26 protein-coding genes are annotated in these 25919 nt (G+C 46.1%); 25 read left to right on the forward strand and 1 reads right to left on the reverse strand.

All coding sequences use genetic code 11. From position 1 onward, the window contains the following. The first annotated feature begins 27 nt into the window (after positions 1 to 27). From bcd to GGR02_RS15180, 12 genes are all read left to right on the forward strand, one after another. Positions 28 to 1131, forward strand: coding sequence for a branched-chain amino acid dehydrogenase (bcd, locus tag GGR02_RS15125; protein ID WP_183185812.1), 1104 nt, complete (start codon positions 28 to 30; stop codon positions 1129 to 1131). A 58-nt stretch (positions 1132 to 1189) separates the two neighbouring features. Then, positions 1190 to 2293 carry a butyrate kinase gene (gene buk / locus GGR02_RS15130; protein WP_183185813.1) on the forward strand — a complete coding sequence of 368 codons (1104 nt, stop codon included), beginning with the start codon at positions 1190 to 1192 and terminating at the stop codon, positions 2291 to 2293. 18 nt (positions 2294 to 2311) lie between these two features. Then, on the forward strand, positions 2312 to 3733 hold the full coding sequence (lpdA, locus tag GGR02_RS15135; protein ID WP_183185814.1) for a dihydrolipoyl dehydrogenase: 1422 nt from the start codon (positions 2312 to 2314) through the stop codon (positions 3731 to 3733). Between the two features lie 23 nt (positions 3734 to 3756). After that, positions 3757 to 4752: a thiamine pyrophosphate-dependent dehydrogenase E1 component subunit alpha gene (locus GGR02_RS15140; RefSeq protein ID WP_066326102.1), complete on the forward strand. Its 996-nt coding sequence runs from the start codon at positions 3757 to 3759 to the stop codon at positions 4750 to 4752. 14 nt (positions 4753 to 4766) lie between these two features. Further along, complete coding sequence (locus GGR02_RS15145; protein ID WP_183185815.1) at positions 4767 to 5750, forward strand: alpha-ketoacid dehydrogenase subunit beta; 984 nt, start codon at positions 4767 to 4769, stop codon at positions 5748 to 5750. Between the two features lie 125 nt (positions 5751 to 5875). Further along, positions 5876 to 7192: a dihydrolipoamide acetyltransferase family protein gene (locus GGR02_RS15150; RefSeq protein WP_183185816.1), complete on the forward strand. Its 1317-nt coding sequence runs from the start codon at positions 5876 to 5878 to the stop codon at positions 7190 to 7192. Between the two features lie 162 nt (positions 7193 to 7354). After that, on the forward strand, positions 7355 to 9379 hold the full coding sequence (locus tag GGR02_RS15155) for a methylmalonyl-CoA mutase family protein (RefSeq protein WP_183185817.1): 2025 nt from the start codon (positions 7355 to 7357) through the stop codon (positions 9377 to 9379). Continuing rightward, on the forward strand, positions 9363 to 11555 hold the full coding sequence (scpA, locus tag GGR02_RS15160) for a methylmalonyl-CoA mutase (protein WP_183185818.1): 2193 nt from the start codon (positions 9363 to 9365) through the stop codon (positions 11553 to 11555). Before GGR02_RS15155 ends, scpA begins: the two co-directional genes overlap by 17 nt. Further along, positions 11552 to 12652, forward strand: coding sequence for a methylmalonyl Co-A mutase-associated GTPase MeaB (gene meaB / locus GGR02_RS15165; RefSeq protein WP_183185819.1), 1101 nt, complete (start codon positions 11552 to 11554; stop codon positions 12650 to 12652). The genes scpA and meaB overlap by 4 nt, the downstream gene beginning before the upstream one ends. A 42-nt stretch (positions 12653 to 12694) precedes the next feature. After that, positions 12695 to 13126: a BrxA/BrxB family bacilliredoxin gene (locus tag GGR02_RS15170; protein WP_183185820.1), complete on the forward strand. Its 432-nt coding sequence runs from the start codon at positions 12695 to 12697 to the stop codon at positions 13124 to 13126. Between the two features lie 15 nt (positions 13127 to 13141). Further along, complete coding sequence (locus tag GGR02_RS15175; protein WP_183185821.1) at positions 13142 to 14086, forward strand: aromatic acid exporter family protein; 945 nt, start codon at positions 13142 to 13144, stop codon at positions 14084 to 14086. A 53-nt stretch (positions 14087 to 14139) separates the two neighbouring features. Beyond that, a complete protein-coding gene (locus GGR02_RS15180) occupies positions 14140 to 14628 on the forward strand; it encodes a L,D-transpeptidase (RefSeq protein ID WP_183185822.1) in 489 nt (162 codons plus the stop codon). A gap of 27 nt (positions 14629 to 14655) precedes the next feature. Here the strand turns inward: GGR02_RS15180 and prli42 are convergent, their stop codons facing one another. Further along, a complete protein-coding gene (gene prli42, locus GGR02_RS15185; RefSeq protein ID WP_183185823.1) occupies positions 14656 to 14751 on the reverse strand; it encodes a stressosome-associated protein Prli42 in 96 nt (31 codons plus the stop codon). A 97-nt stretch (positions 14752 to 14848) separates the two neighbouring features. On the opposite strand from prli42, the gene mce reads away from it, so the two are divergent. The 13 genes from mce (at position 14849) to GGR02_RS15250 (ending at position 25546) form a co-directional block, all read left to right on the forward strand. Then, positions 14849 to 15274 (forward strand): methylmalonyl-CoA epimerase, encoded by a 426-nt coding sequence (gene mce / locus GGR02_RS15190; protein WP_183185824.1) that lies wholly within the window; start codon positions 14849 to 14851, stop codon positions 15272 to 15274. Beyond that, on the forward strand, positions 15271 to 16821 hold the full coding sequence (locus GGR02_RS15195; RefSeq protein WP_183185825.1) for an acyl-CoA carboxylase subunit beta: 1551 nt from the start codon (positions 15271 to 15273) through the stop codon (positions 16819 to 16821). The genes mce and GGR02_RS15195 overlap by 4 nt, the downstream gene beginning before the upstream one ends. Positions 16822 to 16929: 108 nt before the next feature. After that, the gene (locus GGR02_RS15200) at positions 16930 to 18048 is read left to right on the forward strand and encodes a tripeptidase T (RefSeq protein WP_183185826.1); all 1119 of its coding nucleotides are present in this window, start codon (positions 16930 to 16932) and stop codon (positions 18046 to 18048) included. A gap of 94 nt (positions 18049 to 18142) precedes the next feature. Then, complete coding sequence (locus GGR02_RS15205; protein WP_183185827.1) at positions 18143 to 18601, forward strand: chemotaxis protein CheW; 459 nt, start codon at positions 18143 to 18145, stop codon at positions 18599 to 18601. A 126-nt stretch (positions 18602 to 18727) separates the two neighbouring features. Next, complete coding sequence (gene dltX, locus GGR02_RS15210; protein ID WP_183185828.1) at positions 18728 to 18874, forward strand: teichoic acid D-Ala incorporation-associated protein DltX; 147 nt, start codon at positions 18728 to 18730, stop codon at positions 18872 to 18874. Positions 18875 to 18886: 12 nt separating this feature from the next. Beyond that, complete coding sequence (gene dltA, locus GGR02_RS15215; RefSeq protein WP_183185829.1) at positions 18887 to 20410, forward strand: D-alanine--poly(phosphoribitol) ligase subunit DltA; 1524 nt, start codon at positions 18887 to 18889, stop codon at positions 20408 to 20410. Continuing rightward, positions 20407 to 21555 carry a D-alanyl-lipoteichoic acid biosynthesis protein DltB gene (gene dltB / locus GGR02_RS15220; RefSeq protein WP_183185830.1) on the forward strand — a complete coding sequence of 383 codons (1149 nt, stop codon included), beginning with the start codon at positions 20407 to 20409 and terminating at the stop codon, positions 21553 to 21555. Before dltA ends, dltB begins: the two co-directional genes overlap by 4 nt. A gap of 18 nt (positions 21556 to 21573) precedes the next feature. Next, positions 21574 to 21810 carry a D-alanine--poly(phosphoribitol) ligase subunit DltC gene (gene dltC, locus GGR02_RS15225; protein ID WP_183185831.1) on the forward strand — a complete coding sequence of 79 codons (237 nt, stop codon included), beginning with the start codon at positions 21574 to 21576 and terminating at the stop codon, positions 21808 to 21810. Beyond that, on the forward strand, positions 21807 to 22985 hold the full coding sequence (gene dltD / locus GGR02_RS15230; RefSeq protein ID WP_183185832.1) for a D-alanyl-lipoteichoic acid biosynthesis protein DltD: 1179 nt from the start codon (positions 21807 to 21809) through the stop codon (positions 22983 to 22985). The genes dltC and dltD overlap by 4 nt, the downstream gene beginning before the upstream one ends. Before the next feature lie 72 nt (positions 22986 to 23057). Then, complete coding sequence (locus tag GGR02_RS15235; RefSeq protein ID WP_183185833.1) at positions 23058 to 23249, forward strand: hypothetical protein; 192 nt, start codon at positions 23058 to 23060, stop codon at positions 23247 to 23249. Between the two features lie 118 nt (positions 23250 to 23367). Beyond that, a complete protein-coding gene (gene gndA, locus GGR02_RS15240; protein WP_183185834.1) occupies positions 23368 to 24777 on the forward strand; it encodes an NADP-dependent phosphogluconate dehydrogenase in 1410 nt (469 codons plus the stop codon). A 117-nt stretch (positions 24778 to 24894) separates the two neighbouring features. Next, positions 24895 to 25338: a hypothetical protein gene (locus GGR02_RS15245; RefSeq protein ID WP_183185835.1), complete on the forward strand. Its 444-nt coding sequence runs from the start codon at positions 24895 to 24897 to the stop codon at positions 25336 to 25338. After that, positions 25325 to 25546 (forward strand): type II toxin-antitoxin system HicA family toxin, encoded by a 222-nt coding sequence (locus GGR02_RS15250; protein WP_183185836.1) that lies wholly within the window; start codon positions 25325 to 25327, stop codon positions 25544 to 25546. The genes GGR02_RS15245 and GGR02_RS15250 overlap by 14 nt, the downstream gene beginning before the upstream one ends. Positions 25547 to 25919 lie beyond the last annotated feature (373 nt).

The following is a 25919-nucleotide window of genomic DNA, read 5'->3' on the forward strand; positions in this document are numbered from 1 at the left end:
ATAAAGAAACTTGGGGAGGAAAACAACATGGAAATCTTCAAATACATGGAACAATACGATTATGAGCAATTACTATTTTGCCAAGACAAAGAATCTGGCTTAAAAGCGATTATTGCCATTCACGATACAACGCTTGGGCCAGCATTAGGCGGCACCCGCATGTGGATGTACGAATCCGAAGAAGCAGCGATTGAAGATGCGCTTCGCCTAGCGCGCGGCATGACGTACAAAAACGCAGCGGCAGGACTTAACCTTGGCGGCGGAAAAACGGTCATTATCGGCGACCCGCGCAAAGACAAAAACGAAGCGATGTTCCGCGCGTTCGGCCGCTTCATTCAAGGCTTAAACGGCCGCTATATTACAGCGGAAGACGTCGGAACAACAGTTGCAGATATGGACATCATTTACGAAGAAACCGATTACGTGACAGGTATTTCGCCAGCGTTCGGTTCGTCTGGAAACCCATCTCCAGTCACAGCGTATGGCGTATATCGCGGCATGAAAGCAGCAGCAAAAGAAGCGTTCGGCAGCGATTCATTAGAAGGAAAAACGATTGCTGTACAAGGCGTTGGCAACGTCGCATACAACTTATGCCGCCATCTTCATGAAGAAGGGGCAAAACTCATCGTCACGGACATTAACAAAGAAGCGGTGCAACGCGTTGTCGAAGAATTTGGCGCAAAAGCAGTTGACCCGAACGACATTTACGGCGTAGACTGCGACATTTTCGCACCGTGCGCGCTTGGCGGAATTATTAACGACCAAACGATTCCGCAATTGAAAGCAAAAGTAATCGCTGGGGCAGCGAACAACCAGTTGCGCGAAGCGCGCCATGGCGACATCATTCATGAAATGGGCATCGTCTATGCCCCAGATTATGTCATTAACGCAGGTGGTGTCATTAACGTTGCGGACGAACTATATGGCTACAACCGCGAACGGGCGATGAAAAAAGTCGAACAAATTTACAACAACATTGAAAAAGTGTTTGAAATCGCAAAACGTGACAACATTCCAACATACAAAGCAGCAGACCGGATGGCAGAAGAACGCATTGAAAAAATGCGTCAATCTCGCAGCCAATTTTTGCAAAACGGCCATCACATTTTAAGTCGTCGTCGCGGCCGTTAATATAAAGTGAAAGCGAGAGAACTCTCGCTTTCACTTATCAAATTGGAGGGTAGAAACGTTGCAGGAAAAAGAATATCGCATCTTAGTCATCAACCCAGGTTCTACTTCGACGAAAATCGGTGTATTTGATAACGAACGTTCCATTTTCGAAAAAACGATTCGCCATGATACGGAAGAAATTAAGCAATATAGATCGATTATCGACCAATATGAATTTCGCAAGCAGACGATTTTAGCCGCGTTGGATGAAGAAGGAATCAATATTTCGAAATTAAGCGCTGTATGCGGTCGAGGAGGACTATTGCGCCCAATTGAGGGCGGAACGTACCGCGTCAATGAACAAATGCTAACAGATTTGCGCAAAGGCTATTCCGGTCAGCACGCGTCCAATCTTGGCGGCATTTTGGCGCATGAAATTGCGACTGCGCTTAATATCCCGGCGTTTATCGTTGACCCGGTTGTCGTTGATGAACTGGATCCAATTGCCCGCATTTCAGGGTTTTCGCTCATTGAACGAAAAAGCATTTTCCACGCGTTAAACCAAAAAGCGGTAGCACGCCGCGTCGCCAAACAACTTGGCAAAACATACGAAGAAGTCAACCTTATTGTAGCGCATATGGGCGGCGGAATTACCGTTGGCGCACATAAGCAAGGGCGCGTCGTCGACGTAAATAACGGGCTAGATGGCGAAGGGCCGTTCAGCCCAGAGCGCGCCGGAACGGTGCCAGCAGGCGACCTTGTTTCGCTTTGTTTTTCTGGGGAATATTACCGCGAAGAAATAATGAAAAAGCTTGTCGGGCAAGGTGGATTAGTCGGCTATCTTGGAACGAACGATGCCGTGAAAGTCGAAAAAATGATTGCAGCCGGCAATGAAAAAGCGAAGCTCGTTTATAGCGCCATGGCATATCAAGTGGCGAAAGAAATCGGTGCAGCAAGCGCTGTATTAGCAGGAAAAGTCGACGCCATTGTTTTGACCGGCGGACTTGCGTACGGAAAAGGGTTCGTGAAAGAAATCGCCGACCGCGTAAACTGGATTGCGGAAGTGATTGTCCAACCTGGGGAAAACGAGCTACAAGCTCTTGCGGAAGGTGCATTGCGCGTATTGCGTGGCGAAGAAAAAGCGAAAGACTATCCCGGCAATGTTGTTGCCGCAAAGCGATAAAAGAAAGGAGCAACTACGATGGCAAAAGAGTATGATCTCGTCATATTAGGCGGCGGTACCGGCGGCTATGTTGCGGCGATTCGCGCAGCACAGCTTGGCTTAAAAACAGCCGTTGTCGAAAAAGGGAAGCTCGGTGGAACGTGTTTGCACGCCGGCTGCATTCCAAGCAAAGCGTTGTTGCGCAGCGCCGAAGTATATGCGCAAACGAAAGAAAGCGAAAAATTTGGCGTCTTCGCAAGCGATGTCACATTTGATTTTGCAAAAGTACAAGCGCGAAAAAATGCCATTGTTGAGCAACTACATAAAGGCGTTCAACATTTAATGAAAAAAGGAAAAATTGATGTATACGCAGGAACTGGCCGCATTTTAGGACCATCGATTTTTTCACCAATGCCAGGAACGATTTCCGTTGAAATGAACGACGGCAGCGAAAACGAAATGCTCGTTCCGAAAAACGTTATTATCGCTACAGGCTCCCGCCCGCGTACATTGCCAGGGCTTGAGATTGACGGACAGCTCGTCATTACATCCGATGAAGCGCTACAGCTTGATACGTTGCCATCGTCGATTATTATTGTCGGCGGCGGTGTCATCGGCATCGAGTGGGCGTCGTTATTAAACGACTTTGGGGTACAAGTAACGGTGCTAGAATATGCGGACCGCATTTTGCCGACCGAAGATCGCGACGTATCGAAAGAGATGGAAAAACTGTTGAAAAAACGCGGCATTCAAATTGTCACGAACGCGAAAGTGTTGCCAGAAACGCTCGAAAAAGGCGAAGGTGTGACGATTAAAGCAGAACATAAAGGAGAACAAAAAGCGTTCACCGCTGATAAAATGCTCGTTTCTGTCGGCCGCCAAGCAAATATTGAAGGCATCGGCTTAGAAAATACAGAAATTGTCGTCGAAAAAGGATTTATTCAAACGAATGAGTTTTACCAAACGAAAGAATCACACATTTATGCAATCGGCGATGTCATCGGTGGCTTACAACTTGCGCACGTCGCTTCCCATGAAGGCATTGTCGCGGTCGAACATATTGCAGGGCATCAGCCAACGCCAATCGACTATACGATGATTGCGAAATGCGTATATAGCCGCCCAGAAGTCGCAAGCGTCGGCTTAACGGAAGAAGAAGCGAAAGCGAAAGGATATGACGTTAAAGTCGGCAAATTCCCGTTCAAGGCGATCGGCAAAGCGCTCGTATTTGGCGAAGCAGAAGGATTTGTGAAAATGATTGCCGATCAAAAGACGAACGATTTATTAGGCGTTCATATGGTCGGACCGCACGTCACCGACATGATTTCCGAAGCAGGTCTTGCGCGCGTCTTAGACGCAACGCCGTGGGAAGTAGCCCATACGATCCATCCGCACCCGACGCTTTCCGAAGCGATGATGGAAGCGGCGTTAGCAGTCGACGGCAAAGCGATTCATTTTTAAAGAAGAACAAGGAGGTTTTTTCGATGGCAGAAAATCGTCATCAAGCATTAGGCTTAAGCGATGAAGCGGTATTGGAAATGTATGAAACGATGCTTTTGGCTCGGAAAATTGATGAGCGCATGTGGTTGTTAAACCGCGCAGGGAAAATTCCGTTCGTCATTTCTTGCCAAGGCCAAGAAGCAGCACAAGTTGGCGCGGCGTTCGCATTAGACCGCACGAAAGACTATGTATTGCCTTACTATCGCGACATGGGCGTCGTATTGACGTTTGGCATGACCCCGACGGAATTAATGCTTTCTGCGTTCGCAAAAGCGGAAGACCCGAACTCTGGCGGTCGTCAAATGCCAGGGCACTTCGGGAAAAAGAAAAACCGCATCGTGACAGGTTCTTCTCCAGTTACAACGCAAGTACCGCACGCCGTTGGGATTGCGCTTGCAGCAAAAATGGAGAAAAAAGATTTTATCTCGTTCGTTACGTTTGGCGAAGGTTCTTCCAACCAAGGGGATTTCCACGAAGGGGCGAACTTTGCGGGCGTTCATAAATTGCCGGTCATTTTCATGTGCGAAAACAACAAATACGCGATTTCTGTTCCAATCGAAAAACAATTGGCGTGCGAAAAAGTGTCCGACCGTGCGATTGGTTACGGCATGCCTGGATATACAGTAGACGGAAACGACCCGCTGGAAGTGTATAAAGTCGTCAAAGAAGCGGCTGATCGTGCGCGCCGTGGCGAAGGACCGACGTTAATCGAAACCGTTTCTTACCGGTTGACCGCTCACTCGTCAGACGATGATGATCGCGTCTACCGTACACCAGAAGAACTAGCGGAAGCGCGTGCGAAAGATCCGATTCTTTCGTTTGCGAACTACTTAAAAGAAGTCGGGGTGCTAACGGAAGCGCTAGAAAAAGAAATTCACGACCGCGTCATGAAACAAGTAAACGAAGCGACGGACTATGCAGAAAAAGCGCCATACGCAGAGCCTGAACATGCATTAAAGTACGTATACGCTGAGAAGTAAGGGGGAACTTATCGATGCCAGTCATTTCATATATTGATGCCGTTACGATGGCGATTCGTGAAGAAATGGAACGTGACCCACGCGTTTTTGTACTAGGGGAAGACGTTGGGAAAAAAGGCGGGGTATTTAAAGCAACGCAAGGGCTATACGAGCAATTTGGCGAAGAGCGCGTCATCGATACGCCGCTTGCCGAATCGGCGATTGTTGGGGTCGGAATTGGTGCGGCGATGTACGGGTTGCGGCCAATTGCGGAAATTCAGTTTGCCGACTTCATTATGCCAGCTGTCAACCAAATTATTTCGGAAGCTGCGCGGATTCGCTACCGTTCGAACAACGACTGGAACTGCCCAATCGTCATTCGTGCGCCATACGGCGGCGGCGTGCACGGAGCGCTTTACCATTCGCAATCAGTCGAAGCAGTATTTGCAAATCAACCGGGGCTAAAAATCGTCATGCCATCGACGCCTTATGACGTCAAAGGATTGTTAAAAGCAGCGATTCGCGACGAAGACCCAGTCTTATTTTTCGAGCATAAACGCGCGTACCGGTTAATTAAAGGGGAAGTGCCGACAGACGATTACGTCTTGCCAATCGGTAAAGCGGACGTCAAACGCGAAGGCGACGATATTACGGTCATTACGTACGGATTGTGCGTCCATTTTGCGTTGCAAGCGGCAGAACGCGTCGCGCAAGACGGCATTTCTGTGCACGTATTAGACTTGCGCACGGTGTACCCGCTCGATAAAGAAGCGATTATTGAAGCGGCAAGCAAAACAGGAAAAGTGTTGCTTGTGACAGAAGACAATAAAGAAGGAAGCATTATGAGCGAGGTGGCGGCAATTATTGCGGAGCATTGTTTATTTGACTTAGATGCGCCAATTATGCGCCTCGCTGGTCCAGACGTTCCGGCCATGCCATATGCGCCGACGATGGAAAAATTCTTTATGGTCAACCCAGACAAAGTCGAAAAAGCGATGCGCGAGTTAGCGGCGTTTTAATGTATGCAGGAGCAACAGGTATTCGAGAACCAATACGAAAAGCGGAGGATGGCGGCTGACGGCAACATCAGCCTCCATTTTCACCTGAGTTCGGCAGTTTTTAATCAAGATAGGAGGTCATCAATGTGGCAATCGAAAAAATTACTATGCCGCAATTAGGCGAAAGTGTCACGGAAGGCACGATTAGCAAATGGCTCGTTTCTGTCGGCGATAAAGTAAATAAATACGACCCAATCGCAGAAGTGATGACAGATAAAGTAAACGCGGAAATCCCTTCGTCGTTTACAGGCGTAATTAAAGAAATTATCGCTCAAGAAGGCGAAACATTGCCAGTTGGTGCGGTCATTTGCACAATGGAAACAGAAGGAGAAGGGGCAGTGACAGCTGAAACAGCAGAAGCACCAAAAGCAGAAGCGGCTGCACCAGCACCAACACAAACACAAGCACAAGCGCCGAAAAAGCCGGCAGGCGAAAAAGGACGATATTCGCCAGCGGTGCTTCGCCTTGCCCAAGAGCATAACATCGACCTAGAACAAGTACAAGGAACAGGCATGGGCGGCCGCATTACGCGCAAAGACGTGTTGAAATTAATCGAGTCTGGCAACGTTCCAACGCCAAGCCAAACAGCAGCTCCGGTTCAAGCGCAAGCGCCTGTGCAAACGGTGCAAGAAGCGCCAAAAGCGGAAGCTCCAGTTTCGGCAGCGCCAAAAGCAGCCGCTGCGCCTAGCGTTCCAGTGCAAGCAGGCGATATTGAAATTCCTGTCACACCAGTCCGGAAAGCAATCGCGACAAACATGCTGCGCAGCAAGCATGAAGCGCCGCATGCGTGGACGATGGTCGAAGTCGATGTGACGAACTTAGTGGCATACCGCGATTCGATTAAAGACGAGTTCAAAAAGCGCGAAGGCTTTAACTTAACGTATTTTGCGTTCTTTGTCAAAGCAGTCGCGCAAGCGTTAAAAGAATTCCCACAAATCAATTCGATGTGGGCAGGCGACAAAATTGTGCAGAAAAAAGACATTAACATTTCGATTGCGGTAGCGACAGACGACGCATTATTCGTTCCGGTCATTAAACATGCCGACGAAAAATCGATTAAAGGCATTGCGCGTGAAATCGCGGAATTAGCGGCAAAAGTACGCGCCGGCAAACTTCGCCCAGAAGATATGCAAGGCGGCACATTTACCGTCAACAACACCGGTTCATTCGGCTCGGTGCAATCGATGGGCATTATTAACTATCCGCAAGCGGCGATTTTACAAGTCGAATCGATCGTCAAACGCCCGGTCGTGAAAGACGGCATGATCGCCATTCGCGACATGGTCAATCTTTGCTTATCGCTTGACCACCGCGTCCTTGACGGCTTAATTTGCGGCCGCTTCTTAGCGCGCGTCAAAGAAATTTTGGAAAACACATCCAAAGACAATACGCCGATTTATTAAACAAAAGAGGGTGTCTGCTCGGGGCCCCTCTTTCTTCATATCATCATTAATTGCAGTTGTTCGTTGCCCAAGCTGTCTATATATACTACAATAAATATGGAATGAATGTTTCAAAAATTGAAAAGAAAGCGCTTTAAAGTCTTCAAAGGGGAGGGATTATTTGTGGCGGATCTTTCGACAATGAAAAACGTGTCATTTCCGATTCCGAGTTATGAGGAATGGAAAGAAGAAGTCGAGAAATCGTTAAAAGGAAAACCGATTGAAAAATTGCACTCGATGACGTATGAACAATTGCAGCTTAAGCCAATTTATACTAGCCAAGATTTGCAATCCCTTGAGCTTGAACAATATCCAGGCTTTCCAAGCTATGTGCGCGGGACGGAGCCGAATGAGTATATCGGCAAGCCGTGGGCGGTCAGCCAAGAGCTTTTTGCATCGAGTCCGAAAGAATGGAACGAAATCGTCAAGCACGACTTAGCGAGAGGGCAAACGGAAATTCATCTTGTGTTAGATCGACTAGGGTTCTCTGTGACGTCGCTAGAGGATGTGGAAACGATGTTTTCCGGCATTCCGCTTGAACGCTATTCGATTCGCGTCGATGCGGGCGTGTGTTCGCTGCCGTTTGTCGCGCTCTTTGTCGCTTATTTGCAAAAGCAATCGCTTTCACTTCATCACGTGCGCGGCACAATTGGTATGGATCCGCTTTCGGCACTAGCAGTAAATGGAGAACTCTCTATTTCTCTTTCGACACTGTATGATGTGATGGCAGATGCAACGAAATGGGCGAAAGAACAGATGCCTCATATAAAAACGATCATCGTTCATGGGGAACCGTATCATAACGGCGGAGCGAATGCGGTGCAAGAGTTAGCGTTTTCGTTTGCGGCTGCCGTCGAATATATCAACGAATGCTTAACGCGTGGATTGACCGTCGATGAGGTGGCAGAACGGATGAGCTTTTCGTTTGCCATCGGTGCTGACTTTTTTATGGAAATCGCGAAACTGCGCGCGGCTCGTGCGATGTGGTCGAATATTGTTCAAGCGTTTGGGGGCAACGAATCGTCCCAAAAAATTTCACTTCATGCGCGAACGTCGTATTTTACGAAAACGGTTTATGACCCGTATGTGAACATGCTTCGGGCATCAGCGGAAGCATTTGCCGCGATTGTCGGTGGAGCGAATAGTTTACACGTTTCCCCGTTTGACGAAGCGATTCGACCAGCAGATGAATTTTCCCGAAGAATTGCCCGCAATACGCAATTAATTTTATTAGAGGAAGCACATATCGGGAAAGTCATCGACCCAGCTGGCGGTTCGTATTACGTCGAAACGTTAACTGCACAAATCGCTGAACAAGCATGGAAGCTATTTCAACAAATCGAAGCAACTGGCGGCATGACAAAAGCGCTCCAAGCAGGAGTGGTTCAAGCAGAAATCGAAAAAATCGCTAAACTCCGCGAGCAAAACGTCAAAACGCGTAAAGAACGAATCATCGGTACAAACGTCTATGCGAATTTAGCAGAGCCAAAACCAGATATACAATCTGTATCGTCGCCAAAAGACGAATCGTGTGGTGGCGAAACGATGGAGCGAAACGGAAATTGGGTAGATAGCGCCATTGCTTTCGTTCATCGTCGAGCGACCGCTCGAGGAATCGATGCTGCGCTTGCGATGACCGGTTCGTCGGTTGCCATTTCCCCGATTCGTCAATGGCGGTTGTCTGAGCCGTTTGAGCAACTGCGCCAAGCAGCGGAGCGGCATTTAGAAACGCACGGAAAGCGTCCAACCGTGCATCTCATCAACCTCGGCGCGATCGCCCATCATAAAGCGCGCGCAGATTTTATGACCGGCTTCTTTGAAGCAGGTGGGTTTGCTGTCATGAAAAATGATGGCTATATGTCGACTGACGAGGCGATAAAAGGAGCGTTGGAAGGAGACGGAACGCATTATATCATTTGCGGAACGGACGAAAGCTATCCGGAAGCAGTTCCAGCGATTGCGAAAGCGTTAAAGGGTGCGAATCCGCCGCGAAACGTCTACGTCGCTGGAAAACAACCACCGGAAACCGAAACCGCTTTTGTAGAAGCTGGAGTGGACGGATTTATTCACATCGGTTCCAATTGTTATGAAACGCTTGTGGCGTTTATGAAAGAAATGGGGGTGGCGTTAGATGGGGCGGAAAGTTGATTTTACGAATATTCCTTTGCACTGGGAAAAATCGGCCAACGAGCAGCAATGGAAGCAGGCAATCGAAGAAAAGTTGCAAACATCAATTGACGACCTTTTTTTCCAAACGAACGAACAAATTGCGCTCAAACCGTTATATACGAAAAAAGATATCGAAGGATTGGATTTTCTTGACTATATGCCAGGCATTCCGCCATATTTGCGAGGACCGTATCCATCGATGTACGTCAACCGTCCGTGGACGATTCGCCAATATGCCGGTTTTTCCACGGCAGAAGAAAGCAACGCCTTTTATCGCCGCAATTTAGCGATGGGGCAAAAAGGGTTGTCGGTTGCGTTTGATCTTGCCACCCACCGCGGCTATGATTCTGATCATCCGCGCGTCGTCGGCGATGTCGGCAAAGCAGGGGTAGCCATCGACTCGATTTTAGATATGAAAACTTTGTTCGACGGCATTCCGCTGGACCAAATGTCGGTATCGATGACGATGAACGGCGCCGTATTGCCAATTATGGCGTTTTACATCGTGACGGCGGAAGAGCAAGGTGTCACGCAAGACAAGCTATCAGGGACGATTCAAAACGACATTTTAAAAGAATATATGGTGCGCAATACGTACATTTATCCGCCAGAAACGTCGATGCGCATTATTGCCGACATTTTTGCGTATACCGCAAAATATATGCCAAAATTTAACAGCATTAGCATTTCCGGCTACCATATGCAAGAAGCAGGTGCGCCGGCCGATATTGAACTTGCCTATACGCTTGCCGATGGGCTCGAATATGTACGCACAGGCTTAAAAGCTGGGATTGACGTTGATTCGTTCGCCCCGCGTCTGTCGTTTTTCTGGGCGATTGGCATGAACTATTTTATGGAAGTGGCAAAAATGCGGGCGGCACGCGTCATTTGGGCGAAGATGATGCAAACATTTAACCCGAAAAATCCGAAGTCGTTAGCACTTCGTACACATTCGCAAACATCCGGCTGGAGTCTAACCGAACAAGACCCGTTCAATAACGTTGTCCGCACGTTGATTGAAGCACATGCAGCGGCGATGGGGCATACGCAGTCGCTCCATACGAACGCGCTTGATGAAGCGATTGCCCTGCCGACCGATTTCTCTGCGCGCATCGCTCGCAATACGCAGCTTTATTTGCAAGAAGAAACGGGCATTTGCCGCGTCATCGACCCGTGGGCAGGTTCGTATTACGTCGAAACGTTGACGAACGAACTCATGAAGCGCGCGTGGAAGCATATTGAAGAAGTCGAAGCCTTAGGAGGCATGGCGAAAGCGATTGACACGGGGCTGCCGAAAATGCGCATTGAAGAAGCAGCGGCAAGACGGCAAGCGAAAATTGATTCTGGGGCAGAAACGATTATTGGCGTGAACAAATATCGTCCGGAAAAAGAAGTACCAATCGACATTTTAGAAGTCGACAATACGGCCGTTAGAGAGCGGCAAATCGAAAAACTAAAACAATTGCGCGCTTCTCGCGACGAAGAGCGCGTGCAGCGGGCATTAGATGCGATTACAAAAGCGACAGAAACAGGCGAAGGGAACTTATTAGAATTGGCGGTAGAAGCTGCGCGCGCACGCGCGACGTTGGGCGAAATTTCGTACGCGATTGAAAAAGTGGCGAAGCGCCATAAAGCCGTGATCCGCTCGATTAGCGGGGTCTACAGCGCGGAATTTACGAACGAAGAAGAAATTGCGCGCGTGAAAAAAATGACCGATGAGTTTTATGAACTCGAAGGGCGCAGACCGCGCATTATGATTGCCAAAATGGGGCAAGACGGCCACGACCGCGGTGCGAAAGTCATTGCGACAGCATTTGCGGACTTAGGGTTTGATGTCGATATCGGACCGCTTTTCCAAACGCCGGAAGAAACGGCGCGGCAAGCGGTCGAAAACGACGTGCACGTCGTCGGGATGAGCTCGCTTGCGGCAGGACATAAAACGTTATTGCCGCAGCTTGTCGAAGAATTGCGCAAATTAGGGCGCGAAGACATTTTAGTCGTCGTCGGGGGCGTCATTCCGCCGCAAGACTATGAATTTTTATACGAACATGGTGCTGCAGCTATTTTTGGTCCAGGAACCATCATTCCGACCGCCGCGGAAAAAGTATTGCGGGAAATTTACAAGCGGCTTGGCTATGAGGAAGTGGAACAATGAATGAACACACATCCCGACCAGAATGGGTACGTGAGGGGCAAGCGGACGAGTTTGCAACCGCATACGTCAAAGGAAGCGAAGCACTGCCAAAACCATCCGCGCGTTTTGTGAAACGGAAAGAGCGTTCGGTCGCTGAGTATGTCGAAGGGGTGCGTAACAACGACCGCACGATTTTAGCGCAGGCGATTACCCTTGTCGAAAGCAATGCGGCGAAACATATGGAAACAGCGCAACAAATTTTAAACGAATTGCTCCCGTACGTTGGAAAATCGGTTCGCATCGGCATTACCGGTGTTCCAGGAGCAGGAAAGAGTACGTTTATTGAAGCGTTCGGGCAGTTTTTATGCGAACAAGGGCATCGGGTCGCGGTATTAGCTGTCGACCCGAGCAGCTCAATAACTGGCGGCAGCATTCTTGGCGATAAAACGCGAATGGAAAACTTAGCACGCCATCCGCGCGCCTTTATCCGTCCGTCGCCATCGGGCGGGACGCTTGGCGGCGTGCACCGGAAAACGCGGGAAACGATGCTTTTATGTGAAGCGGCTGGATATGACGTTATTTTAGTTGAAACGGTCGGCGTTGGGCAAAGCGAGTTCGTTGTGCGCGGCATGGTTGATTTCTTTATGCTTTTGGCGCTTACAGGAGCGGGCGACGAACTGCAAGGCATGAAAAAAGGAATTATGGAGCTTGTCGATGCGGTTGTCATTAATAAGGCGGACGGGGACAACAAACCAAAAGCGTTGGCGGCAAAAGAAGAGTATAACCAGTTTCTCCATTATTTACGTCCAGCAACTCCAGGATGGGAAACGAAGGCGTATACGTGCTCAGCGCTTTACAGTGAAGGAATTGAAGATATTTGGCGTGTCGTTGAAACGTTTGTTACGGTGACAAAGCAATCAGGCGTATTTGACACGCGCCGCCGCCATCAACTAAAAGATTGGGTATATGCGATGATTAAAGACTATTTAGAAACGAGCTTTTTCGCCCATCCGCTTGTAAAAGAAAAATTGCCGATTATCGAAAACCACGTCATGTCGGGAACGAAAGCGGTCACACAAGCAGTGCAAGAATTAATTGCCGCATATGAAAGTAGGTAATAGCGAAAAAATATGGTACGATAAAAAGAAAGGAGGGGTAATGTGTTTCAATTTCAATTTTTTAACGACATCGTTGAACAAGCACGGCGCGAGATCGTAGCAGCAGGCTACGAAGAGTTGCGCACACCGGAAGACGTGGATCAAGCGTTTGCGCGCAAAGGGACAACGTTAGTAATGATTAACTCTGTCTGCGGCTGCGCCGGTGGCATTGCGCGCCCAGCAGCAGCCCATGCGATTCATTACGACAAGCGTCCCGACTATTTAGTGACTGTATTTGCCGGTCAAGACAAAGAAGCAACGGCAAGAGCAAGAGAATATTTTGAAGGGCATCCGCCGTCGTCGCCATCGTTTGCGCTATTAAAAGACGGGAAACTTTGCGCGATGATTCCACGTCATGAAATTGAAGGGCATGAGCCGGTCGCTGTTATCCGAAAGTTGCAGGAAGCGTTTGAGCAATATTGCGATGAGGTGTAAGCGCGGAGGATAGCGATGATAAAAATCGGATACCGAACGGCGAAAACAGCGATCGGCACCGCGCTTTCCATTAGCATCGCCCAGTGGCTCGGGCTGCACAATTTCGCGTCTGCCGGCATTATTACGCTTTTATGTATTCAAGTGACGAAAAAGAAATCGCTACAAACGGCGTGGGCGCGCTTTCTTGCGTGCGTGCTGGCAATGCTGTTTTCGTTCGTATTTTTTCAAATTGCTTACCAACCGTGGACGATTGGGCTGTTATTGTTGACGTTTATTCCAGTAACCGTCCGATTGAACATTACCGAAGGAATTGCGACAAGTTCGGTCATCATTCTTCATTTTTATGCGGCAAAGCAGTTTACGTTTTCGGTCGTTGTGAATGAACTAATGCTCATTTTCATTGGCATCGGGGTGGCGCTCGTTGTCAATGTATATATGCCAAGCGTCGAAAACAAATTAAAAGAATATCAGCGCATTGTGGAAGATTTGTTCCGCATCATTTTTAAAGAAATTGTCCGCTATTTGCGGACGAATGAAATGAACTGGGACGGAAAAGAGCTAGCGCTTGCTGGGGATGTGCTGCAACAAGCAAAGCAGGCGGCGCTGCGCAATATGGAAAACCACTTTTTGCGAAACGAAGACGGGTATTACCACTATTTTCGCATGCGCGAAAAACAGCTAGAAATTATCGAGCGCGTCTTGCCGCTTGTTACGTCCCTTACATATACGGTCGACCAACGCAACATGATTGCCGATTTTATGGACGAACTAAGCGATGCCATTCACCCAGGCAATACAGCGGAGCGGTTTCTCCGGCAGTTAAATGACATGCGAAAACAGTTTGAAACGATGCCGCTTCCGAAAACGCGCGAAGAATTTGAAGAGCGAGCAGCGCTCCTTCATTTAGTGAAAGAATTAGAGCAATATTTAATGATAAAAAGCCAATTTCGCGTTTCGTAAACGTATGCTTGTCGCCCTTTTTTCACACGATAAAGAAAAAAGGGGGATCGCGTATGCGTGTTCTACTGATATTCCTGCTTTTATTTGGGGCAACACCAGCAAAAGCAGAACGTCCGCCGTTTATTATTGTCAATAAAGCGACAAACCAACTTGCTTTTATTCAACACGGGAAAATTGAAGCGATTTATCCGGTCGCGACAGGGGTGGCGACTCATTTAACGCCGGAAGGGTTGTTTACGGTAACAGTAAAAGCGAAAAATCCGTATTACCGAAAGAAAAACATTCCAGGGGGGGCGCCGAACAACCCGCTCGGTACACGATGGATCGGGTTTGATGCGTACGGAACGGACGGTCGAACGTACGGGATTCATGGGACGAACAACCCGCAGTCGATCGGGAAGTACATTACGCAAGGCTGTGTCCGCATGCATAAAAAAGATGTGGAAGAACTGTATGAAAAAGTGCCGATTGGCACGAAAGTAGCGATTGTCCGCAGCAACGAACCGTTTGTTGCCATTGCGAAAAAATACGGGGCGCTGTAATAAAAAAGGGCGACAGTTGTCGCCCTGTTAAAACCACATCCGAAGTCCTGTTAACAGCGTCGTTAATAACATCGAGCCGAGCATTAAATAGACAACTAATTTTTGTGTTTTTTTGCGGGACATAAAGTAGCCTCCCTATCAAACATATTACCATTGACCATTGTATCGCTATTTTTTCGAACGGACAAGCACCATTTTTACAACGAAGGGGAGAGGAGAAATGAACGTAAAGAAAGTAGACCATATCGGCATTGCTGTTACGTCGATTGAGAAAGCGCTGCCATTTTATGTCGATACGTTACAGCTTGAATTGCTTGGCATCGAAGAAGTCGAGTCAGAAAAAGTGAAAGTAGCGTTTTTGAAAGTAGGCGATGTAAAGCTTGAATTGCTTGAGCCGACGTCACCAGATAGTGCGGTGGCAGCGTTTATTGCGAAACGAGGGGAAGGCATTCACCATGTCGCCCTTGGCGTGGACGACATTCAGGCGCGCATTGACGAATTGAAAACAAACGGAATCCGCATGATTCATGACGTGCCAAAAACGGGTGCTGGCGGGGCACTTGTTGCATTTATGCATCCGAAATCCGCACATGGGGTGTTATATGAACTATGTGAAAAAACGGATAAAGGGGTGCGTCACGAATGATGGACATGTACGAAAAAATAAATGAGCTATACGACCGCCGCCGGGAAATTGAATTAGGCGGCGGCGACGATAAAATTGAAAAGCAGCACGCAAAAGGGAAACTCACGGCACGCGAACGTATTGATCTCCTTTTAGATCAAGGAACATTTGTCGAGTTAAATCCGTTTATTGAACATCGTTGCACCGATTTTGGCTTAGAAGGCAAAAAAGGGCCGGGCGATGGGGTCGTGACTGGTTACGGGAAAATTGACGGGCGCACCGTATTTGTATTCTCACAAGATTTTACCGTATTTGGCGGCGCCTTAGGGGAAATGCACGCAAAGAAAATTGCTAATATTATGGATTTAGCGGCGAAAACAGGTGCGCCAGTGATTGGACTGAACGACTCTGGCGGTGCACGCATTCAAGAAGGAGTACTGTCTCTTGACGGGTACGGGCATATTTTTTACCGCAATTCGATTTATTCGGGCGTCATTCCGCAAATTTCGGTGATTATGGGGCCATGTGCCGGCGGCGCCGTGTATTCGCCAGCGATTACCGATTTTGTTTTTATGGTCGAAAAAACGAGCCAAATGTTTATTACCGGTCCAAAAGTAATCGAGACAGTGACGGGCGAAAAAATTAGTGCCGAAGATTTAGGTGGCGCGCGCGTTCATAATACGATTAGCGGAAATGCGCATTTTGCTGGGGCGACAGAAGAAGAAGTGCTTGCGCAAGTACGCCGGTTGCTGAGTTATTTACCAGCAAACTGTCAAGAAAAGCCGCCAGTTGTGCCCGTTGCCAATGAGGATGACTATCGTCCGGATTTAGCGGATGCGATTCCGGTCGATGCGGTCAGACCGTATGATGTGCGAAACGTTGTGCTGCAAGTCGTCGACGAGGGCTCATTTATGGAAGTGCAAAAAGATTTCGCGAAAAATATTGTCGTCGGTTTTGCGCGCATCAAAGGAGAAGTCGTCGGGCTTGTGTGCAACCAGCCGAAGTTTATGGCGGGCGGACTTGATATTGACTCGTCCGATAAAGCGGCGCGCTTTATTCGTTTTTGTGACTCGTTCAATATCCCGATGATTACGTTTGAAGATGTCACTGGCTTTTTCCCTGGCGTTAAACAAGAGCATGGAGGCATCATTCGCCACGGGGCGAAAATTTTATATGCCTACTCGGAAGCGACCGTGCCGAAAATTACGGTGATTTTACGGAAAGCATACGGCGGGGCATATGTTGCATTAAACAGCAAATCGATTGGAGCCGATGTCGTGTACGCATGGCCGAACGCGGAAATCGCGGTCATGGGACCACAAGGAGCGGCGAATATTATTTTTGCGAGCGAAATCGAAAACAGTCCGAATCCAGAAGAAACGCGGGCGCAAAAAATCGAGGAATATCGCGACAAATTCGCCAACCCTTATGTTGCCGCAAAATACGGCATGGTCGATGACGTCATCGACCCGCGCGATACACGAATCAAACTCATTCAAGCATTGGACATGCTTCGCCATAAGCATGAAGAGCGACCAAAGAAAAAACATGGCAATATTCCGCTGTAACGTTTTCCTCCGCATTTCGCGGAGGTTTTTTGCCTATGACAGATAGAGCGGAATCGTGTATACTTTTTTTGTATAGCATTTTTCCATACATATAGGGAGGCTAGCGATATGGTAAATGAACAACGGTTAGTAGAAGAATTTTTAGAGCTTGTGCAAATTGATTCGGAAACGAAAGACGAAGGCAAAATTGCGAAAGTGTTAAAGGAAAAATTTACGGCGCTTGGATTGCATGTGATTGAGGATGATACGACCGCGAAAACCGGTCACGGAGCGGGCAACTTAATTTGTACGCTCGAGGCGACAAAAGAAGGAGTCGATCCGATTTATTTTACGTCACATATGGATACGGTTGTTCCTGGAAAGGGCGTCAAGCCGTCGATTCAAGATGGCTACGTCATCACAGACGGTACGACGATTTTAGGGGCGGACGACAAAGCGGGTTTAGCAGCGATGTTTGAGGCGATTCGTGTGTTAAAAGAAAAACAAATCGCGCACGGTACGATTCAATTTATTATTACCGTCGGGGAAGAATCGGGGCTTGTTGGAGCGAAAGCGCTCGATCCGTCGCTTCTGCAAGCAAAATTCGGCTATGCGCTCGATAGCGATGGAAAAGTCGGAAATATTGTCGTTGCCGCACCGACACAAGCGAAATTAAAAGTCGTTGTGCACGGGAAAACGGCGCATGCCGGCGTTGCACCGGAGCGCGGCGTATCCGCGATTACGATTGCTTCGAAAGCGATTGCGCAAATGCCGCTTGGTCGTATCGATGAAGAAACGACCGCAAACATCGGTCGCTTTGAAGGCGGAACGCAAACGAACATCGTCTGCGACCGTGTCGATATTTTAGCGGAAGCGCGCTCGCTCGTTCCAGAAAAAATGGAAGCGCAAGTCGCCAAAATGAAAGAAGCGTTTGAGCGCGTGGCAGAAGAAATGGGCGGCCGTGCGGAAGTAGAGGTAGAAGTCATGTATCCGGGCTTTAAATTTGGCGATGGCGACCATGTCGTCGAAGTGGCAAAACGAGCAGCGGCGAAAATTGGCCGTCCGTGCGAGCTTCTTCATAGCGGTGGAGGAAGCGACGCGAACGTCATCGCAGGATTTGGCATTCCAACGGTCAATTTAGCGGTCGGATACGAGGACATTCATACGACAAACGAGCGCATGCCGATTGAGGAATTAGTGAAAACAACAGAAATGGTTATCGCAATTATTGAAGAAGTAGCGAAATAATAAAAAATAGGGCATCCGTGCATAGGATGCTCTTCGTCTTTCCTAATGCTTATAGTATAATAAAAATATCGCATTGGATGGGGAGAGAAGTGGTGTGAGTAAAGTAGTCGTATTTCAGCTTGAGGAAGAGCAATATGCCATTCCGATTGACTATGTCGTGTCGATTGAAAAAATGAGTGAGCCGACAGGAATTCCGCATATGCCGGAGTATGTCGTAGGGGTTGTTCGCATTCGCGGCGAGTTAGTACCAGTATTGGATACGGCGCGCATTTTTTATCGTCGCCCATACGTTCTAACGGAAAAAACGCGGTTAGTTGTCGTCCACACAGAGCAATTAACGGTAGCGTTTATTGTCGATGAGGCGAAAGAAATTATCGACCTTCCAGAAGAAACTATTAAACAAGTAAATTTGTTGGCATATCGAAACACCCCGTACTTTATTGGTGTTGCGAATTTGCCGGAGCGGCTTATTACGTTGTTGGACCCGAATCGTTTATTTATGAGTTTAGAAGGCGCAATGGACTTGAAAGAACAGATGGAAGCCACTAAATAGTGGCTTTTTTTATGTTTACATGATGTGGCTTTGTTGGTATCTTAAAGGATGAATAAACTTCTATTTTTCTTTTAATCTGTTTTTCATTTTCATGTATTATGTTGTTGAAGCAGGAGGGGGACTGTGATGAAAAAGATAAAAACGTTTTTTCAGTTGCCTTATGTATGTTGGACGGTAAAAATGTCATACTATCTACTTATACTGTTAGGGTTATTAATGATTTACGGATTTAAAATGACGAACTCTAGTGCGTTTATTTACAATGAGTTTTAAAGGGGGATTTTCATGGAATTATATACCCAAATAAAGAAATGGGCACAAATTGTTCCAGACCGCGTCGCTATTTCTTCTAATGGAAATGAACTGACATATAAAGAGCTCGAAACATATTCGAACGCACTTGCTGCTTTTATATGTGAAAAAATGAACGGCAATGATGCCCCAATCATCGTTTACGGACATATGGAACCATTGATGCTCGTTTGCTTTTTAGCGGCAGTGAAATCAGGAAGGGCGTATATTCCGGTAGATACAAGCATTCCGGAAGAACGGGTGAAAAAAATCATGGATGATTCCGGGGCGGCGTTATTTTTAACGCCAGGAAGTGTACCGGAAACGTTGAGAAATTACAGCCATTGCCTAATGCTTGAGGACAAGGAAATAAAAGAGGCAATTGCTTTATATGACGGACAGCAACCGCCTACCGATCAATTCGTTAGCGGGGAACAAAACTTTTACATTATTTATACATCAGGCAGCACCGGAAATCCGAAAGGAGTGCAAATTAGCTATAACAATTTAGCAAGCTTCGTCGAATGGCTGGTGTCTGATTTCGGGCTAAAAGAACAGCAACGGTTTTTGAACCAAGCACCGTTTTCGTTTGATTTGTCGGTGATGGATGTATACCCTTGCCTTTATTTAGGCGGAACGTTATGGACGATTTCAAAAGAGCTTATTGCCAATCCTAAATGGCTGTTTGAATCGCTGCAAGCATCCCATATTCACGTCTGGACGTCTACTCCTTCTTTTGCGGAAATGTGTTTAATGGATGAACGTTTTTCTGCGGAAATGTTGCCGTTTTTGGAAACCTTTTTATTTTGCGGGGAGATGTTGCCGAATGAAACGGCGCGCAAATTAAAACAGCGGTTTCCGAATGCGGTTGTTTATAACACGTACGGCCCGACAGAAGCAACGGTCGCTGTAACAAGCGTCGAGATAACGGAAGAAATTTTAAGCGAGTATCCGTCGCTTCCGGTTGGAGCAGAGAAGCAAGATGTGGAAATTTTTATCGTCGATGAAAATGGAAACGAAGTAGAGGATGGAGAAAAAGGAGAAATTATTATTACTGGCAAAAGCGTTAGCAAAGGGTATTGGCGGAACGAAGAACTGACGGAAAAATCGTTTTTCCGCTATAACAACAAGCCAGCGTATAAAACAGGCGATGTCGGCTATAAGAAAAACGGATGGTTATTTTGCGCGGGAAGGCTTGATTTTCAAATTAAATTAAATGGATATCGAATGGAAATTGAAGAAATCGAGGCGCAATTGCGAAAACTTTCGCTCGTCGAAAGTGCGGTTGTTGTGCCTGTTTACAAAGAAAATAAATGTCAATACTTAACGGCCGTTCTCGTGCCGAAAAAGCATACGTTTGAAAAAGAATATCAATTAACTGCCCATTTGAAAAAAGAATTGCAGCAGCTATTGCCAGCATATATGATTCCGAAAAAATTTGTTTACGTTTCCTCTTTGCCGATGACAAACAACGGCAAAGCAGATCGGAAAAAAATTGCAAATGAGGTTGGAGTATGATACCGTATTCGTCGTTTTCTTTTTTTATGATACTCGGGATTTTGTTGATTCCTGTAGTCGTGCTCGGGTATAAAGAAAAAAGGAGCATCGTGTACAACTCGTTTGTACACGTCGTCATTCTTCTTTTAGCGTTTGCATCGGACATCCATCAACTCGTTTCGTTTATTGTGTATATTTTTTGGCAAGTGATCTTAGTTCATTGGTACGCTTTTTATCGAAAAGAAAAAAACGAAGCGGGCGTTTTTTATGCCGTTGTGTTTCTAGCGCTCGTTCCTTTGCTCGTTACGAAGTTGCTTCCGGTATGGAGCATGGGCAACATCGTCGGATTTTTAGGCATTTCGTATTTAACGTTTAAAACGGTGCAAATGATTATCGACATGCGGGACGGGGCATTGAAAACAGTGACGGTAAAAGAACAGCTGATGTTCCTATTGTTTTCTCCTACGATTTCATCAGGACCGATCGATCGATTTAAACGGTTCCAAAAAGATATGGAGACAATCCCGACGCGAGAAGAATATCGTCTTCTTTTATACAAAGGAATTAACAAAATCTTTTTAGGATTTTTATATAAATTTATTATCGCTTACGTTATTAACGATCGGGTGATTGAAACGCCGTTTATTCAAGCACATACGCCTCTGTCGACGTTTATTTATATGTATGCGTATAGTTTATATTTGTTTTTTGATTTTGCCGGATATAGCGCGTTCGCCATTGGTGCAAGCTATATCATGGGAGTGAAAACACCGGAAAACTTTCATCTCCCGTTTTTAAGCAAAAATATGAAAGATTTTTGGAACAGATGGCATATGTCGCTGTCGTTTTGGTTTCGAGATTACGTGTATATGCGGTTTGTTTTTTGGATGATGAAGAAAAAGTGGATCCAAAATCGCTATACCGTTTCGTACATCGGATATTTTTTATTGTTCTTTCTGATGGGAGTATGGCATGGGCTTGAACTTCATTACGTCGCCTACGGGCTTTACCATGCAGCACTCATGATTTCTTACGATTATTTTGAACGGAAGAATAAACAGTGGAAAATTTGGAAGAAAAATAAAGGGACAGAAGTTTTATCGGTCATTATTACATTCCATGTAATTTGTTTTGGCTTTTTAATTTTTTCTGGTCGATTATTTTAATGGATGGAGGAAAAGAAAATGGAGATCAAAAATACAGTGCTTGAACTTTTAGAAGAAATTTGCCAAACGGACGTTGTGAAAGAAAATTTAAATATCGAGTTATTTGACGAAGGGCTGCTTGATTCGTTTGGGGTAGTGTCGTTATTGATGGGGATTGAGGAGAAATTAGGGATTCGTGTCGGCATTTCCGAAGTAGATCGGGAACAATGGTCGACGCCGAATAAAATTATCGCCGCATTGGAGAATTGGGCATGAAGCGACCGTCGTTTAGCCCGCTTTTAGCGGCTATCGTCCTTTTTTGCATGATTTTATTCATCCCAAACCAATATCTTCTGCCGCTCATTACAGATAAAAAGGTAGAAGAAGAGGCGGTTGACCTTGATTTTAATATGTTTCAAGGGGAAATTATTCAAAAGAAAATGCTAGCAAACCCTCACTATTTGCCGATTTACGGTTCATCGGAATTGTCGCGGCTTGACACGTTTCATCCGTCTAACTATTTTAAAGTCAATCCGATTGGGGTGACTCCTTTTCTTATCGGAAGAGGAGGAATGCAGTCTTTTGTCCATTTTTTAAATTTCGCTGACCAAAAAGACGGGCTTAAGCATAAAAAGCTATTATTTATTTTGTCACCGCAATGGTTTTATCAAGAAGGAGCGACGCAACAATCGTTCGGCGCTAACTTTTCGGCGCTGCAAGCATATCGGTTTGCACTCGAACCGAAAGTAAGCAAATCCTTGCAAATAGAAGGGGCGAAACGGTTGTTGACGTTTGATGTCGTGAAAAACGATGTGATGTTAAAGACGTTGTTAGAAGCGAAAGTGCAGCAAGATGGGACAACTAAAATGAAAGCAGCCGTCGTGAAGCCGTTTGCCTTTCTTGTCATGAAAGCATTGGAAAAACGCGATTTGCTGCATGCAATTTTAGATGTGCCACTCACAACGCTTCATCCACAGCCATCGTTAGTGAAAAATAAAACGTGGGATGAGCTAGAGAAAAATGCGGTCGAGCTGGCGAAAGCAAAGAGCACGAACAACCACTTTTACATCGATAACTTTTATTACAATAAAAGAATTAAGCCGAAATTTGAGCAGTTGAAAGGGTTTCGTAAAGACTCGAGGCTGCTTGCCTCGCCAGAGTATAAAGACTTTCAGCTAGTGCTTGACGTGCTAAAGGAAGCAAAAGCAAAACCGTTGTTTGTATCCGTTCCTGTTAACGGTTTTTGGTATGATTATATGGGGCTAAGCAAACAAGAGCGCGAAGGATATTATCAAAAAATTAAACAACAAATTGAAAAAGAAGGGTTCCCTGTCCTTGATTTAAGCAACCATGAATATGACCCGTACTTTTTAAAAGATACGATGCATTTAGGGTATAAAGGCTGGCTCCCAATTGATAAAGCCATTATCGAGTTTGTCCATCCACACTAGGTATCTGCCTATACACATTTTCCCTAGGTGCATATGCTATAAGCGAAGGAAAGTCTAGAGGAGGAATGAACGATGGACAGACAACAATGGCAACACGGAGGATATCCGGGGCACGGCGGCTATTATCCGCACTATCCGCACGGGCCGCATTACCCATATTATCCGTATTACCCGTATTATCCGCATCACCATCACCATCATTATCCTTACTATCCGTATTATCCGTCATACCCATACGGCGGTTATTCACACGGAGGATATTGAAAAGAAAGAAAAGAGTCCGAACAAAGGGCTCTTTTCTTTTAAACATAAAACTTGAATGAAAAAATGGACTATGGTATGTTCTTTGTTGAACAAACAAAAATAGAAAGGAACGTTTCAGATGGCAAAACAGCAAATCGGTGTCATTGGATTAGCGGTCATGGGAAAAAATTTGGCGCTTAATATTGAAAGCCGTGGGTATTCCGTTGCCGTATATAACCGTTCGCGCGAAAAAACAGACGAGTTTTTACAAGAAGCGAAAGGGAAAAATGTTGTCGGTACATATAGCATCGAAGAGTTTGTCAACGTGCTTGAGAAGCCGCGGAAAATTTTGTTGATGGTAAAAGCAGGTGCGGCAACAGACGCAACAATTGAGCAACTAAAGCCGTATTTAGAAAAAGGCGATATCGTCATCGACGGCGGCAATACGTATTTTAAAGATACACAACGCCGCAATAAAGAACTTGCGGAACTTGGCATTCATTTCATCGGGACAGGCGTCTCTGGTGGAGAAGAAGGGGCGTTAAAAGGACCTTCGATTATGCCAGGCGGACAAAAAGAAGCGCATGAATTAGTCCGCCCGATTTTTGAAGCGATTGCGGCAAAAGTCGATGGCGAACCGTGCACGACATACATCGGTCCAGACGGTGCGGGCCATTACGTAAAAATGGTGCATAACGGCATTGAATATGGGGATATGCAATTAATTGCCGAAGCATACTTTTTATTAAAGCATGTGCTCGGATTAAACGCCCAAGAGCTTCATGAAGTATTTGCCGAGTGGAATAAAGGGGAATTAGATAGCTATTTAATCGAAATTACGGCAGACATTTTCACAAAAATTGATGAAGAAACAGGCAAGCCGCTTGTTGATGTTATTTTAGACAAAGCAGGGCAAAAAGGAACAGGAAAATGGACGAGCCAAAACGCGCTCGATTTAGGCGTTCCGCTTCCAATTATTACGGAATCGGTATTTGCTCGCTTTATTTCCGCAATGAAAGAAGAGCGCGTGAAAGCAAGCAAGTTACTAGCAGGTCCAGCTGTGAAGCCGTATGAAGGCGATCGCGCGCACTTTATTGAAGCCGTTCGCCGCGCGCTTTACATGAGCAAAATTTGCTCGTACGCCCAAGGCTTTGCGCAAATGAAAGCCGCATCGGAAGAATATAACTGGAATTTACAATACGGGAATATCGCAATGATTTTCCGCGGCGGCTGCATCATTCGTGCGCAATTTTTGCAAAAAATTAAAGAAGCGTATGACCGCGACCCGGCGCTGCCAAACTTATTGCTTGACCCATACTTTAAAGAAATCGTCGAAAACTATCAACAATCGCTCCGCGAAATCGTTGCAACCGCAGCGATGCGCGGCATTCCAGTACCAGCGTTCGCTAGCGCCTTAGCCTACTACGACAGCTACCGGATGGAAACATTGCCAGCGAACCTTATCCAAGCACAGCGCGACTACTTCGGTGCCCACACATACGAGCGCATCGACAAAGAAGGCATTTTCCATACGGAATGGTTGAAATAAACGAACACCCCTAGGGCAAGAGGCTCTAGGGTTTTTTATTTCCTTTTTTAAAAGTTGTTTAATGTGTACATAATGTACAAATTGTACATATTATGATACTATAGGAGGTGAGGAGGCATGAGCATGTTAAAAGAATATCGTTTTACAGTTGCAAGACAAAACTTTACGCATATTTTTGATGATTTGCAGAAATACATCCCTTCTTTAGTGAAAGCCCGTAAAAAAAATGAGACAGACGGTGTGTTTCTCAATCGTATGCTCCTCGCACAGATTCTCGAACCGTATAAGTTCCACGTCGATATGAGAAAAGAAGAGGATGGAAGCTTTACGGCTTGGATTGAACCAATCAACGATTATGCGATGGGAGAAACGGAAGAGGAATGTCGTCGTGCGGCTGCTGTTGCAGCGCGCGAATTTGCCGAAGATTTCATCCATCATCCGCTAATGTTCGAGGCGAAAAATACGCAATCCCTTATTCCCTACGCGTTACGCATTTTGCTTTGCGAATCATTAGATGATATAGAGCATTTATTGTTCGGAGAAGCCGTTGCCGAAATTTAGAGATTTAAAACGGTATCTAGAGCGTAACGGATGGGAACAATACAAAAAAGGGGCGGATCATTATTATTATCGGAAATTTGTGAACGGGGAAGTATTAAAAACAAAAGTAAGCCATTCGTTGGGAAAAGAAATTCCTGTTCGTCTTTGGAAGAACATCTTAAAAAATCAATTAAAAATTACACAAGAAGAATTTAACCGAAATAGTTGACGGCATATTGTTTGCTATATGAATTGATATTGTTTTTGCTTTGCTCACATAACATTGAGCCACTTCGCTTATGGAAACGTGAGCACCCCATTTCCAGTGAAAAATACCGTATTGATATGGAGTGAGAGGTATTGATGCCTATCGAAACACCTTGATGTGGCACCTTTCGAGTGAAATCATGCTTCTGGATGCTCCTTGTCAAGATGCATCAGATTCACCATTCACTAAGTTGGAAGTGGCTCACAAAGATGTAATCAGTATGGATAATAAAATTAACCAAATAATTAAAAATTTTTATAAAAATAGTTATTTTTGATCTGGCAATATGTTATCATCATATTGCGAAAGGTGGTGATTCCAATAAAAGCAAAAG

The organism is Anoxybacteroides voinovskiense (assembly GCF_014196205.1).
Taxonomy (GTDB): Bacteria; Bacillota; Bacilli; order Bacillales; family Anoxybacillaceae; genus Anoxybacteroides; species Anoxybacteroides voinovskiense.